Origin of the sequence: Amycolatopsis sp. NPDC058278, assembly GCF_042881395.1 — a bacterium.
Classification (GTDB): Bacteria; Actinomycetota; Actinomycetes; order Mycobacteriales; family Pseudonocardiaceae; genus Amycolatopsis.
Genome location: NZ_JBHVXZ010000109.1, coordinates 22362 through 34589, shown reverse-complemented (window position 1 = coordinate 34589; position 12228 = coordinate 22362). Strand labels below are relative to the sequence as shown.

Annotated in this window: 14 protein-coding genes; 8 read left to right on the top strand and 6 right to left on the bottom strand. The window is 72.1% G+C overall.

Annotated elements, in window-relative coordinates:
* Nucleotides 1-57: 57 nt before the first annotated feature.
* Both ACFVYA_RS38570 and ACFVYA_RS38565 read left to right on the top strand, forming a co-directional pair.
* Nucleotides 58-1374, top strand: a complete 1317-nt coding sequence (locus ACFVYA_RS38570) for a sensor histidine kinase (protein ID WP_387052100.1) — start codon at nucleotides 58-60, stop codon at nucleotides 1372-1374.
* Complete coding sequence (locus ACFVYA_RS38565) at nucleotides 1371-2048, top strand: response regulator (protein WP_387052099.1); 678 nt, start codon at nucleotides 1371-1373, stop codon at nucleotides 2046-2048. Before ACFVYA_RS38570 ends, ACFVYA_RS38565 begins: the two co-directional genes overlap by 4 nt.
* A 58-nt stretch (nucleotides 2049-2106) precedes the next feature.
* On the opposite strand, the gene ACFVYA_RS38560 is transcribed toward ACFVYA_RS38565, so the two are convergent.
* Entirely contained in the window at nucleotides 2107-2982 is an 876-nt protein-coding gene (locus ACFVYA_RS38560) for an alpha/beta fold hydrolase (RefSeq protein ID WP_387052098.1), read from the bottom strand.
* 93 nt (nucleotides 2983-3075) lie between these two features.
* On the opposite strand from ACFVYA_RS38560, the gene ACFVYA_RS38555 reads away from it, so the two are divergent.
* Both ACFVYA_RS38555 and ACFVYA_RS38550 read left to right on the top strand, forming a co-directional pair.
* Complete coding sequence (locus ACFVYA_RS38555) at nucleotides 3076-3531, top strand: MarR family winged helix-turn-helix transcriptional regulator (protein ID WP_285990807.1); 456 nt, start codon at nucleotides 3076-3078, stop codon at nucleotides 3529-3531.
* A gap of 39 nt (nucleotides 3532-3570) precedes the next feature.
* Nucleotides 3571-3951: a VOC family protein gene (locus tag ACFVYA_RS38550; protein WP_387052097.1), complete on the top strand. Its 381-nt coding sequence runs from the start codon at nucleotides 3571-3573 to the stop codon at nucleotides 3949-3951.
* Between the two features lie 52 nt (nucleotides 3952-4003).
* Here the strand turns inward: ACFVYA_RS38550 and ACFVYA_RS38545 are convergent, their stop codons facing one another.
* Both ACFVYA_RS38545 and ACFVYA_RS38540 read right to left on the bottom strand, forming a co-directional pair.
* Nucleotides 4004-6220, bottom strand: a complete 2217-nt coding sequence (locus ACFVYA_RS38545) for a heavy metal translocating P-type ATPase (protein ID WP_387052101.1) — start codon at nucleotides 6218-6220, stop codon at nucleotides 4004-4006.
* Nucleotides 6221-6438: 218 nt separating this feature from the next.
* Complete coding sequence (locus ACFVYA_RS38540) at nucleotides 6439-6645, bottom strand: heavy-metal-associated domain-containing protein (protein ID WP_387052096.1); 207 nt, start codon at nucleotides 6643-6645, stop codon at nucleotides 6439-6441.
* Between the two features lie 146 nt (nucleotides 6646-6791).
* Between ACFVYA_RS38540 and ACFVYA_RS38535 the strand changes: the two genes are divergently transcribed.
* The 3 genes from ACFVYA_RS38535 to ACFVYA_RS38525 all read left to right on the top strand — a co-directional run bounded on the left by ACFVYA_RS38535 (nucleotide 6792) and on the right by ACFVYA_RS38525 (nucleotide 8448).
* Nucleotides 6792-7367 carry a sigma-70 family RNA polymerase sigma factor gene (locus ACFVYA_RS38535; RefSeq protein ID WP_387052095.1) on the top strand — a complete coding sequence of 192 codons (576 nt, stop codon included), beginning with the start codon at nucleotides 6792-6794 and terminating at the stop codon, nucleotides 7365-7367.
* Between the two features lie 113 nt (nucleotides 7368-7480).
* Complete coding sequence (locus ACFVYA_RS38530; RefSeq protein WP_387052094.1) at nucleotides 7481-8218, top strand: zf-HC2 domain-containing protein; 738 nt, start codon at nucleotides 7481-7483, stop codon at nucleotides 8216-8218.
* 80 nt (nucleotides 8219-8298) lie between these two features.
* Entirely contained in the window at nucleotides 8299-8448 is a 150-nt protein-coding gene (locus tag ACFVYA_RS38525; RefSeq protein ID WP_387052093.1) for a hypothetical protein, read from the top strand.
* A gap of 2 nt (nucleotides 8449-8450) precedes the next feature.
* Here the strand turns inward: ACFVYA_RS38525 and ACFVYA_RS38520 are convergent, their stop codons facing one another.
* Together ACFVYA_RS38520 and ACFVYA_RS38515 are read right to left on the bottom strand one after the other, a co-directional pair.
* Nucleotides 8451-9053 carry a DUF5134 domain-containing protein gene (locus ACFVYA_RS38520; protein ID WP_387052092.1) on the bottom strand — a complete coding sequence of 201 codons (603 nt, stop codon included), beginning with the start codon at nucleotides 9051-9053 and terminating at the stop codon, nucleotides 8451-8453.
* Nucleotides 9050-10381, bottom strand: coding sequence for a PepSY-associated TM helix domain-containing protein (locus tag ACFVYA_RS38515; RefSeq protein WP_387052091.1), 1332 nt, complete (start codon nucleotides 10379-10381; stop codon nucleotides 9050-9052). The genes ACFVYA_RS38520 and ACFVYA_RS38515 overlap by 4 nt, the downstream gene beginning before the upstream one ends.
* 218 nt (nucleotides 10382-10599) lie before the next feature.
* Here ACFVYA_RS38515 and ACFVYA_RS38510 point away from each other — a divergent pair, with 218 nt between their 5' ends.
* On the top strand, nucleotides 10600-11574 hold the full coding sequence (locus tag ACFVYA_RS38510; protein WP_387052090.1) for a hypothetical protein: 975 nt from the start codon (nucleotides 10600-10602) through the stop codon (nucleotides 11572-11574).
* Here ACFVYA_RS38510 and ACFVYA_RS38505 read toward each other — a convergent pair.
* Entirely contained in the window at nucleotides 11571-12218 is a 648-nt protein-coding gene (locus tag ACFVYA_RS38505) for an SDR family NAD(P)-dependent oxidoreductase (protein WP_387052089.1), read from the bottom strand. The two genes, ACFVYA_RS38510 and ACFVYA_RS38505, sit on opposite strands and share 4 nt — an antisense overlap.
* Nucleotides 12219-12228: the final 10 nt, after the last annotated feature.

Genomic DNA, 12228 nt, shown 5'->3' with positions numbered 1-12228 from the left:
GTGCGGCACCCGGGTGCCGCACCGGCGGTTTTCCTCCACGATGGACAGGTGAGGCACGTGCGCAGCGACGAACCGGTGGGCCACCCGCCCTCGTCGTGGACCGCTCCCCTGCCGGCGCACCCGTTGGTCACCTGGCTGACGCGGTTCGGCCAGCGGGTCCGGCAGGCGGACCGGCGCCGCCCGTGGGTCCTGGACTTGGCCGTCGTCGCCGCGCTGTTCGTGGTGTTCTGCCTGCCGGATCTGATTCCGCACGATGAAGACGGGGGCCCGGAGCAACTCCTCCTCACCTTCAGGCACCTGCCGCCGGTGGGCACCCTGGCGCTGCAGGCCGGCCTGGTGCTGCCCTTGCTGTGGCGGCGGCGGGCACCGTCGGTCGCGCTGGCCCTGACCGCGGCGGCATTCCTGGTCCAGTGGTCGCTCGGGGTCGTCCTGCGCGCCGACATCGCGCTGCTCGTGGCGCTCTACAGCGTGACCCTGCACGGGCGTCTGCGGCACCTGCCGTGGGCCTGCGCGGCCGAGGTCGCGCTCCTGATTCCCGTGGCCGCGCGGGTTTCCGGGTTCGTCTCGTTCTGGGAGGCGCTGTTCTTCCTGCTCACCGCGCTCACCGCGGCCGTCGCACTGGGGCTGGCCGTCCGGATCCGCCGGGCCCAGCTCGCCAGCCTGCGCGACCGCGCGGCCCAGCTGGAGATCGAACGCGACCAGCGCAGCAGGCTGGCCGCCGCCACCGAGCGCGTCCGGGTCGCCCGCGAGATGCACGACATCGTCGGCCACAACCTGTCGGTCATCATCACGCTGGCCGACGGCGGCGCCTACGCGGCCGACGTCGCCCCCGGACGCAGCAAGGAAGCACTCCGGCTGGTCGGCGACGCCGGCCGTCAAGCGCTGGGCGAACTGCGGCGCATGCTGGGCGTGCTGCGCGAGAAAGGCGACACACCCGAGCTGGATCCCCAACCGGGCATCGCCGACCTCGACGCGTTGTGCGCGCGGATCCGCGCGGCCGGCCCGGAGGTGGTCTACCGGTCCGGCGGCGAACTGGACACGCTCGACCGGGGCGTGCAGCTGATGGCGTACCGCATCGTCCAGGAAGCGCTCACGAACACGCTCAACCACGCCGGTCCCCGCACCCGGATCGACGTCCTGATCGCCGCCGACGGCCGGGAGCTGCGCATCCGCATCCGGGACAGCGGGCGCGGCGACGGCCCGGCACAACTCGTCGACCCGTCGGAGAAGGGGAACGGGCTGGCGGGGATGCGGGAGCGTGCCGCCCTGTACGGCGGCACGGTCGACGCGGGCCCCACGCCCGGCGGCGGGTGGGTGGTCACGGCCGTTCTCGACATCGCGCCGCCGCCCGGTTCCCCTGGCGGGACACCGTGACGACCATCCTCATCGCCGACGACCAGCCGTTGCAGCGCTTCGGTTTCCGCATGCTGCTGGACGCGACGCCGGACACCGAAGTCGTCGGCGAAGCGGCCCACGGCGCGGAAGCCGTGCGCCGGACCGCGGAGCTGCGGCCCGACGTCGTGCTCATGGACATCCGCATGCCCGGCATGGACGGCATCGAAGCCACCCGCCGGATCCTCGCCACCGGTGGCCGTTCCCGCGTCCTCGTCATGACCACCTTCGACCTGGACGAATACGCCTACGCCGCCCTCCGCGCGGGAGCCAGCGGGTTCCTGCTCAAAGACGCCCACCCCGAAGAGCTGCTCGCCGGCATCAGGGCCGTCGCCGGCGGCGACGCCGTCATCGCCCCCGCCCTGACCCGGCGGCTCCTCGACACCTACGGCCACCGGCTCCCCGACGGCGGAGCCACGCCCGAGCACCCCGCTGATCCTCGCTGGGCGTCACTGACGGCCCGGGAACAGGACATCCTGGTGGCGATCGGGCAAGGGTGGACCAACGGGGAGATCGCCGAGCGCCTCGTGCTGTCCGAATCGACGGTCAAGACCCATGTCGGGCGCGTGCTCGCGAAGGTGGGAGCCCGGGACCGCATCCAGGCGGTCATCCTCGCCTACGACCTCGGCCTGACCCGCCCGAACCCGCCCGCCTGAGCCGCGCGGAGCGCCACGCCTCGACGGCGGATCACCGGAACACCCGGCCACGGGGTCATCATTTCCGATCGATGTCCGTGTAGAAGGACAGGAGGGCGTCCGCGAGCTGGCGAGGGGCCTCCATGGCCACGTAGTGGCCGGTCCGTTCGAGGTGAACGGCGGTCACGTCGGTGGCGACCTGCCGCAACGTCGCGGGCGTGAAGTCTCGCGAGCCGCCCGCGACCGCGAGGACGGGCATGTCCAGCTTCCGGGCCGCGAGCTTGCGGAGTTCTTCGCCGTCGGTGAGCAGGGACCGGTACAGGCCGGCGGCGCCGGCGAAGGCGTCGGTTCGTGCGTAGGAGCGGACGAGTTCGTCGACGTCGGTGCCGGTGAACGCGCCGGGGTTCGCCGCGAGGGAGGGAATCGCGTAGTCGGCGATGAACGCGCGCTCGCGTCCGGTGAGGAGCATCTTCGGGATGTCCGGGGCGGCGAGGACGCCGATGTGCCAGGCGCCGCCGTGGGTGACGTCGGCGAGCATCTCGGCGCCGAATCCCGGGAGCCCGGTCTCGATCCCGGTGTAGCTGCGGACGAGTTCGGGGTGGGTGGCGGCGACGCGGAACGTCGTGGGACCGCTGATGTCCTGGCCGGTGAGGTGGACGGGCCCGACGTCCAGGCCGGCGATCAGGTCGCTGAGGTCTTTCGCCGAGGTGGCGCTGTCGTGCTCCGGGGTAGCGGTGGCGGAGTCGCCGAATCCGCGCAGGTCGACGGCGAACACCCGGTGCTGCTCGCTGAGCAGGGGGATCAGCTTGTGGAAGACCCACCAGGTCTCGGGGAAGCCGTGCACCAGCAGGACGGGAGACCCGGCGGTGCCGGCGGCCACATAGTGCAGCTCGGTGCCGTTGAGGCTGACCCGGTGGTGATCGACACCGGGGATGGTGGCGGCGAGACGATTCATGAGTTCCCCCAAGTCGATAGACAAGTGACTTGTCGAACCTTAGGGATAGACAAGCCACTTGTCCACCTTGCTGAGTCTCGTATGATCGCGCTCATGGCGCAGTCCAGCGGCGCCGAGCTTGCGCTTCTGCTGCTCGGCGGCTTCCACTCCATGGTCGACGAGGTGAACGTCGAGCTCGCGAAGCGCGGCCACGACGGCGTCCGCCCGGTGCACGAGTTCGCCCTGCGCGCCGTGGACGCGGGCGCGGACACCGCCTCCGAACTCGGTCGCCGGCTGTCGGTCACCAAGCAGGCCGCCGCGCAGACCATCGCCGTACTGGAGGGGTTCGGCTACGTCGACCGCGTGCCCGACCCCGGCGACGCACGCCGCAAGCGCGTGCGGGTCACCCCGCGTGGCCACGAGCTGATGGCCATCGGCGGCGCACTGTTCGACGACGTGCGCAGCCGCTGGGCGGTCCGGATAGGACTCGAGCAGCTCGAAACCCTGGAAACCCACCTGGCCCAGCTCACCGAGCGCCGCTCGTTCACTGCCGAAGATCTGCAGGACTGATTCCGCGAAGTCATCTCACGCGTCGGATAGTCTTGCGCGGTGCATCGCAGCCGGTTGTTCGGGATCTTCATCGACACGCCTGCCGCGGAAGCCGGTTCGGCAGCGGATTTCTGGTCTGCCGCGTTGGGAGTTCCGGCACGGTCCGTGGCGGGCGAGGAACAGTTCACGGCTCTGGACGGTGCCATTCCCGGGTTGATCGTCGACATCCAGGCGGTCGACGACGAGCCCCGGTATCACGTCGACATCGAGACTGATGACGTGGCGGCGGAAGTAGCCCGCCTGACAGCCCTGGGCGCGAAGCCGGTCTCGCGCTGGCTGGAGTGCCACACGCTGCGCGCGCCCGGTGGCCACCTGCTCTGCGTGGTGCCGGTGCACAGCGATCCGGAGACGTTCCACAGGCTCGCTCGGACATGGCCATGACGGGGCCGCGGGCTCGCTGCCGTCCGGGCAGCCGCCGGCCCTGTCGTCGTTGTCACGTCTGGGGCTCGCGCACCAGCTGATGCGAAGTGGTGCCCCGGAATCTGGTGAGGCGCAGGCTGTTCGAGACCACGAGGCAGCTCGACGCGGCCATCGCCGCGCCCGCGATCATCGGGTTCAGCAGCCCGGCCGCCGCCAGCGGCAACGCCGCCACGTTGTAGGCCAGCGCCCAGAACAGGTTCGCTTTGATCGTCGCCAACGTCCGCCGCGACAACCGGATCGCGTCGACCGCGGCCATCAGGTCGCCGCGGACCAGCGTCAGGTCCGCCGCCTCGATCGCCGCGTCGGTGCCGGTACCGATCGCCAGCCCGAGGTCCGCCGTGGCGAGCGCGGCGGCGTCGTTGACGCCGTCGCCGATCATCGCCACCACCCGGCCCTGGGCCTTCAGGTCGGCGATCACCGCCACCTTCTGTTCCGGCGAAACCCCGGCGATCACCTCCGTGATCCCCGCCTCCCGGCCGACCGCCTGGGCGACGGCCTCGTTGTCACCGGTGAGCAGCACCGGTGTCAAGCCGAGCCGGCGCAGCTGGAACACGGCGGGCGCCGACGTCGGTTTCACCGTGTCGGCCACGACCAGCACCGCGTGCGCGAAGCCGTCCCAGCCGAGAATCACCGCGGTGTTCCCGGCCCGCTCGGCCTGCTGCTTCACCTTGTAGAGCGCCGACGGCACCCGGACCGACATCTTCTGCAGGAGTTCGGGCCTGCCGACGACGACGCGGTGGCCGTCCACCCGGCCGAGCACCCCGTACCCCGCGACGGCGCGGAACTCCCGCACCTGGCCGACGTCGCCGAACCGGCGGCGGGCCGCTTCGGTGACCGCGACGGCGATCGGGTGCTCGGAAGCGCTTTCCAGCGCGCCGGCCAGCTGCAACGCCAAGTCCGGTGGCACGCCGTCGACGGTCTTGACGCCGGCCAGGGTCATCTTCCCGGTGGTCACCGTGCCGGTCTTGTCGAGCACGACGGTGTCGACCCGCCGCGTCGACTCCAGCATCTCCGGACCCTTCACCAGCACGCCGAGCTGGGCGCCGCGCCCGGTACCCACCAGCAACGCCGTCGGCGTCGCCAGCCCCAGCGCACACGGGCACGCGATGATCAGCACGGCCACCGCGGCGGTGAACGCCACACCGGTGCCGGCGCCGGAAACGAGCCAGAACCCGAGCGTGGCCACCGAAAGAACCAGCACGATCGGCACGAACACCGCGGACACCCGGTCGGCGAGCCGTTGCACGTCGGCTTTGCCGCTCTGGGCGCGTTCGACCATCGTCGCGATGCGGGCCAGCCGGGTCTCGGCGCCGACGCGGGTCGCCCGGACGATGAGCCGCCCGCTCATGCTGACCGTCGCGCCGACCACCTCGGCGCCGGCCGCGACCTCGACCGGCACGGCTTCCCCGGTGACCAGGCTGAGGTCGACCGCGGACGCGCCGTCCACGACCACGCCATCGGTGGCGATCTTCTCCCCCGGCCGGACCACGAACTCCTCGCCGGTGCGCAGCCGGTCGATCGGCACCCGCTCTTCGCGGCCGTCCCGCAGCACCGCGACGGACTTCGCCCCCAGGTCCAGCAGCGCCCGCAGCGCCGCACCGGCCCGGCGGCGCGAGCGCGATTCGAAGTACCGGCCGGCCAGGATGAACAGGGTGACACCGGTGGCGACCTCGAAGTAGATCCCGTCGACGTCGTGGTCGGCGTAGAGGGTGAGCGTGAACTCGTGCCGCATGCCGATCACCCCGGCCCCGCCGAAGAACAGGGCGTGGAGCGACCAAAGGTAAGCCGCGGTGACGCCCATCGACACCAGGGTGTCCATGGTCGCGGTGGCGTGCCGGAGGTTGGTCCACGCGGCGCGGTGCAATGGCCACGCACCCCACAGCACCACCGGCGAGGCCAGCACCAGTGAAACCCACTGCCAGGCCGGGAACTGCAGCACCGGCACCATGGCCAGCAGGATCACCGGAGCGCCGGCCAGCGCCGACAGCTGCAGGCGGCGGCGCAGCGCGTCGGCAGGCAACGGCTCGGACGCCGTCTGCGCGGGCTGCGGTGGTGCCGGTGGCACCGCGGTGTAGCCGGCCGCCTCGACCGCGCGGATGACGTCGCCGGTCGTCATCGTCGGCGGGACCCGCACGTGGGCCTTCTCCGTGGCGTAGTTGACGCTGGCCTCGACGCCGTCGAGGCGGTTGAGCTTGCGTTCGATCCGCGCGGCGCACGACCCGCAGGTCATGCCGCCGATCACCAGCTCGATCGCCGCCCCGGCCGGCGCCGGCGGGGTTACCGCATCCCGGACGTCGAGCCGGTGTGGATCGATGGCCCGGATGGGATCGGTGACGGGGTCGGGCCGACGAGGCTGCCCCTCGGGCGGGCCGGGCCGGACACCGGTCCCGGCACGGCCGCGAACGCGGTCACCTCGAGCGGAGCCGGCATGACGGCCTCCGGTGGTGGTCATCGGACGAGCTGGTAGCCCGCGGTGCGGATCGCCTGCTCGACCTGCCCGAAGTCGAGGGCGCTCTCGCTGGTGACCTGAACGTTCCCGCTGCCGAGGTCGACGTCGATCCGGTGGACGCCGGGCAGCTCGCCGAGCTCCTCGCGGACCGAACCGGCGCAGTGCCCGCAGGTCATCCCGGTCACCGCGTAGGTCGTCTGGGTCATCGTCGTCCACCTTCCCGGCCGTGGCCGTGTCGTGACGGGGCAGTGCCCTCGCCGTGACAAGGTCGGCCGCGTGCGCCGGATGGTTCCCGCGAGTTTTGTTCAAGATCGTTTTCAACCGGATCGGCGGGAGCGACGTAGTAGCGAGTGTGACGCCAGAACGCGCGGACGACGCCGAGATCACGCGGTGGGCCCTGCTCGCCGGCCGCGGCGACCGCCCGGCCCTCGAGCGGTTCCTCCGCTCCACCCAGCCGCACGTCTGGCGGTTCGTCGCCGGGCTCAGCGACCCGCAGTCCGCGGACGACCTGAGCCAGGAAACCTACCTGCGGGCCCTGAGCAGCCTCCCCCGGTTCAAGGGCACCTCCTCGGCCCGGACGTGGCTGCTCTCGATCGCCCGGCGCACGGTCGCCGACCACATCCGCGCCCTCCAGGCCCGCCCGCGGCAGGCGTCGGTGACCGACTGGGAAACCGCCGCGGAACGCGCTGAACCGGCCCGCGCCGAGCGGATCGACGAGCAGGTCGTGCTCGACCAACTCGTCCAGGCCCTCGACCCCGACCGCCGCGTCGCGTTCGTACTCACCCAGACTCTCGGACTGTCCTATGCCGACGCGGCGGAGGTCTGCGGGTGCCCGGTCGGCACGATCCGTTCGCGTGTCGCCAGGGCGCGGGAAGACCTGCTGGCGGCGATGGCCGGGACCCGTCCGGGCTATCCGGCGGTCGGCTGACCGGCTTCGTCCGATGACGTTGCCGCGCCTGTCGCGCGCGGCCGGAAGTGGCCCGGCGCACCGCAACCCACACCGGCGGGAACTCGGAGGGGCCTTCGCGCGACTATGTGGAGGTGAACTGCTCCGACTTCCGTGAAGCGCTCTCGGCCCGGATCGACGGTGAAGCGGCGTCGCTGCCGGACCCGGTGGTCGACAGCCACCTCGCGGGCTGTCCGCAGTGCCGGGCCTGGCAGGAGGAGGCCGTCCGGCTCCGGCGGCTGATGCTGGTCCGCGAGGCACCGCAGGTGCCCGACCTGACCGACCGCATCCTCACCGAGAGCCCCGCCCCGCCGGCGCAGCGCTGGGGCCTGCGGATCGCCCTGGCCCTCGTCGGGCTGGTCCAGAGCGGCCTCGGGCTCGCCGAACTGCTCGGCGCGGACGTCGGGCACGCCGAGCACGGCGGGATGATGGCGATGGCCGTGCACCTCGGCAACGAGAGCGCGGCCTGGAACCTCGCGGTCGGCTTCGGCCTGCTCTGGGCCGCCTTGCGCCCGGCGACCGCGGCCGGGCTGCTGCCCGCGCTGGCCGGTTTCGTCGCGGTCCTCGGCCTCGTCTCCGGCATCGATCTCGCCGACAGCCAGGTCACCTTGTCCCGGGTGCTGTCGCACGGCCTGCTCGTGGCCGGAGTCGGGCTCCTCTACGGCGTGCGCCGCCAGCATCGCCGGACATCGACACCGGGCCCGAGCGCGCGCGTCGAACCCGCGGCGCACGACGACGTCACGCTCGGCTGGCAACCCCGGGCCAAGGCCGACGGCCGGGGTCCGCGCCGCCGGTTCCCGCACCTGCCGGCCAGCCGCCGTCGCGCGGCCTGATGACCGCGGGACGTGCCCGGCCCGGCCGACCTGAGGACCGCAACCGCTGGGCCTCCTCCGCAGTGGCCGCGGGAATGGACATGACGGCGGCGCTCGTCCGGCACCTGCACGGTGCCGAGGTGGCCAAGGCGGCCACCGACTTCATCGAGTTCGAGCGCACCCCCGACCCGGCGCGGGATCCGTTCGCAGGCCTCGCCGGATCGCGTGAGTCAGCCGCGCTCGCGGCCTGACCTCACAGCATCGCCAGCAGCATCACGGAGGTGCCGAGGCCCATCAGGGCGTCGGCACCCCACCCGGCCGTGCGCACCGACGGCGGCGTGACCCGGGCCCCGTCGACGAGCCGGGCCAGGAACGCGATCCCCGCCAGGCAGAACGCGATCGCCAGCGTCAGCGCGACGATCACCACGTCGGCGGGCACCCCGCCGCCGGCCGACGGAAGGGCCATCGCCATGCCCTCCATTCCCGGCATGTCCATGGTCGTCGCCGCGCCGCTGCCGACCATGGCGCGCGGCATCGCGAACACCATCCACACCATCGCCAGCATCATCACCGCGTGATAGCCCGGGTGCCACCGGCCCTCGTGGGCGGCGCCGCGCACCGCGGCCACGGCGAACCACACCGCGGCGAACCCGAACAGCACCACCTGCGGAACGCCGGCCACCCCCATCGTGGCCGGCCACACCATCGCGACCATGGCCAGGCACATCGCCGCGTGCAGCACGTCGCCGACCCGGCCCGTCACCGACTTCCGGCGGAAACAGCGGTAGACACAGAACGCACCGGCCGCGACGAACACCGCCGTCAGGATCCACCGCAATCCGGTCGCCTCGATCACGCCTTCACCTCCTGACGACGAGCCGCGACGATCAGGTCGACGACCAGGAAAGCCAGCAGCGACAAGCCGAACACCGGCAGGTAGTAGCCCACCACCGCGGTCGCCACCAGGAACGGCGCGAGCACCCGGCCCGGAATCCGGCGCCACGTTCCCCGCACCGGTGGACGTCCGACGCGCGCGTCGCCCCGGGTCGGGCGGCGCAGCCACCACATCCGGTAACCCCAGAAGATCACCGCGATCAATCCGGCCGCCAACCCGGTGAGCACGATCTGGTTCGCCACCCCGAACAACAGGCCCATGTGGGCGTCGATCCCCCAGCGGGACAGCTTGGCGGCCAACGAGTAGTCGGAGAACGGCAGTGTGGCGGTGATCCGGCCGGTGGCCGGGTCGACGGCCATCGAGTCGACCTTGGTCGGCCAGGACCGGCCGACCTGCTGCACGACGTACGCCTTGCCCGGCGCGGACGGCGGCCGGATCTCCACCGGGTCCGCCAAACCCGCCTGCAACGTCGCCGCGCGCACGGCGTCGATTCCGACGTCGGCGCCCCGGGGAGCGGCGGCCGGGAGCGCGGCCGACACCGAGGGCGTCGTCCAGTCCAGCTGTGAGCGCAGCTCGCTGATGTTGTCGCCCGCGTGCTCGGACCAGGACAGTCCCGTGGCCGAAAGGACCAGCAGTCCGGCCGCGATCACCAGGCCGGTCATGCGGTGCCAGGACAACAGCCGCCCGCGCGCGCTCTGCGACTTCTTCCGCTTCCGGCTCCCCGACCAGAGCGCGATCCCGGCCAGCACCACCACCCACAGCCAGCTCGCCGCGAGTTCGCTGTACCAGCGGCCGAGGTCACCGAGCTGCAGGTTGGCGTGCAGCCCGTCGAGCCGGCTGCGCAGCGGCAACGCCTGACCCGAACCGTAGGTCTCCAGCTGCCCGCGGATCGTCCCCGTGTGCGGATCGACGAACACCGTGTGGTGGAAGCTCGGCTCGAGTCCCGGCCGGTTGAAGATCACCTGCGTCGAGTCGGTCGGCGTGGGCCCGGGCCGGATCCCGGTCACCGTCCCGTCCGGCACCGCCGCCTTCGCGACGGCCGCCTGCTGCGCCAACGGGACGACCCCGGGCGCGGCCGGGACGTGCAGCTCGTGGTCGTAGACGGCCTGCTCGGCCTGCGGAGTCCAGATGTACGCCAGCCCGGTCAGCGCCGCGACCAGCAGAAACGGGCCGACGAACACCCCGGCGTAGAAATGCAGCCGCACCAGCAGCGGCCGAACCGCCGCCCAGGTGAACCGCGGCTCGGGCGGCGCCTCGGCCGTACGCTCTTCGCTCTGGTCGATCGACATCGAGCTCCTTTCGCCTGCCTCGGAGGTATCAGTCGGCTGCCGCCGGCGCGGAGTTCCCGGCGATTCGGTGACGCGGTCGTCGGCGGCCCGGGCCTGGACCGCTCGCCGGGCAGTGCCGCGGCCGGCGCACTGGCGCACGAGCCGGGGCTCGGAGGACAGGCTGTTCTCCGGTTAAGATTCGGCTGCCGATCTTGCTCAGACCTGGGGGGGGACCTTCCATGACAGTGCCCGGAGACAGACCGCAGCAGCCCGCGCCGGAGGCGAATCCCTTCCGGCCCCCGACCCCCGGGGCCGCCCTGCCGCAGTACCCGCCCGCGCCGTACCCCATGCCGTACCCGATGCCTCCGCCGTACGGCTTGCCGCCCCAGAAGCGCAGTGGCCTCAAACTCGCGCTGCGGATCGGCATTCCCCTCGTGTTCCTCGCGGTCGTGGTCGTGGTCGGGCTGACCTCGGCCACGACCAAGAGCACCAACGTCGGCGACTGCCTCAAGGGCAACACGGCCAACGCCGACAGCGTGACCTCGGTGGCCTGTGGCCCGGATGCCACCTACAAGATCGTCGGCAAAGTCCCGGACCAGCACCAGGTGGCGATGAGCTTCGGCGGCTGTGACCAGTTCCCGACCGCGACCGCCGCGTACTGGGAGGGCACCGATGTCTCGAAGGGCACGCTGTTCTGCCTGGAGGACGTCAAGAACCCGGGCAAGGGCATGCCGCTGGTGGGCGACTGCGTCAAGGGAGACCTCTCCGACGCCGCCCACGCCGAAAAGGTCCCTTGTGGACCGGAGGCGAACTACAAGGTCGCCGGTGTCGAGAACGGCGGCGCGCTGGGCGGGCTCATGACCGCGGCCTGCGCCAAGGTCCCGTCCGCGGCCGCCTCGATGGAGTGGAAGCGGCAGGGCAGCCTGTCGTCGAAGGTCCTGTGCCTGGAAGACCTGAAGAACCCGGACAACCGGAAGCCCGCCGTCGGCGAGTGCATGGCGACCGGCGCCGGCGGGGAGCTCCGCCTCGCCCCCTGCAAGAAGGGTGCGGCGAAGGTGCTCGGCCAGGTGGACGGCCTGACCAAGATGGACGGGCTGTCGAAGACCGTCGAGGAGATCTGCAAGGACTTCCCCGGCTCGGACCAGGCGGCTTCCTGGAGCATGCAGGGCTCCCTGGCGGTGACCACCTTCTGCATGCAGTCGGTCAAGAACTAAGTCCGGTCCGCCACGTTGCCGGCGTCGCCCTGGCCGGGCGGCGCCAGCACGGCGAGCGTCGGCAGGTGGGACAGGAAGCCGCCGTCCACCGGGATGAGCTGGCCGGTGATGAAGCTCGCCGCCGGCGAGGCGAGGAACGTGACCAGCGCGGCGACGTCCGCCGGGGTGCCCAGCCGGGGTACCAGGTTGTGCGCGCGGATCTTGTCCTGCACGAACCCGGGCATGTCCGCGTCCAGGGCCGGGGTCTTGATGAGCCCCGGCGCCACGGTGTTGCACCGGACGCCGTGGTCGCCGTAGGCGGCGGCGACGAACCGGGTCAGCGCGATCAGGCCGCCCTTCGAGCTGCCGTAGGCGACCATCGTGCGGTCCCCGGACAGCCCCTGGCCGCTGGCGATGTTGACGATCGAGCCGCCGCCGCGCTCGATCATGATCGGCTCCGTGTGCTTGCACAGCAGCATGGGCCCGCACAGGTTGACCGCCATGACCTCGTCCCACAGCTCGACGGGCATCGTCACGACGTCGCGGTCCCGCTTGATCGCCGACACCAGCGCCGCGTTGTTGTCGAGGATGTCGACGCCGCCGAACGTGTCCACCGCGAACCGCACGAGCCGGCGCACACTGTCCTCATCGGACACCTCGGCCACGTGACCGGCG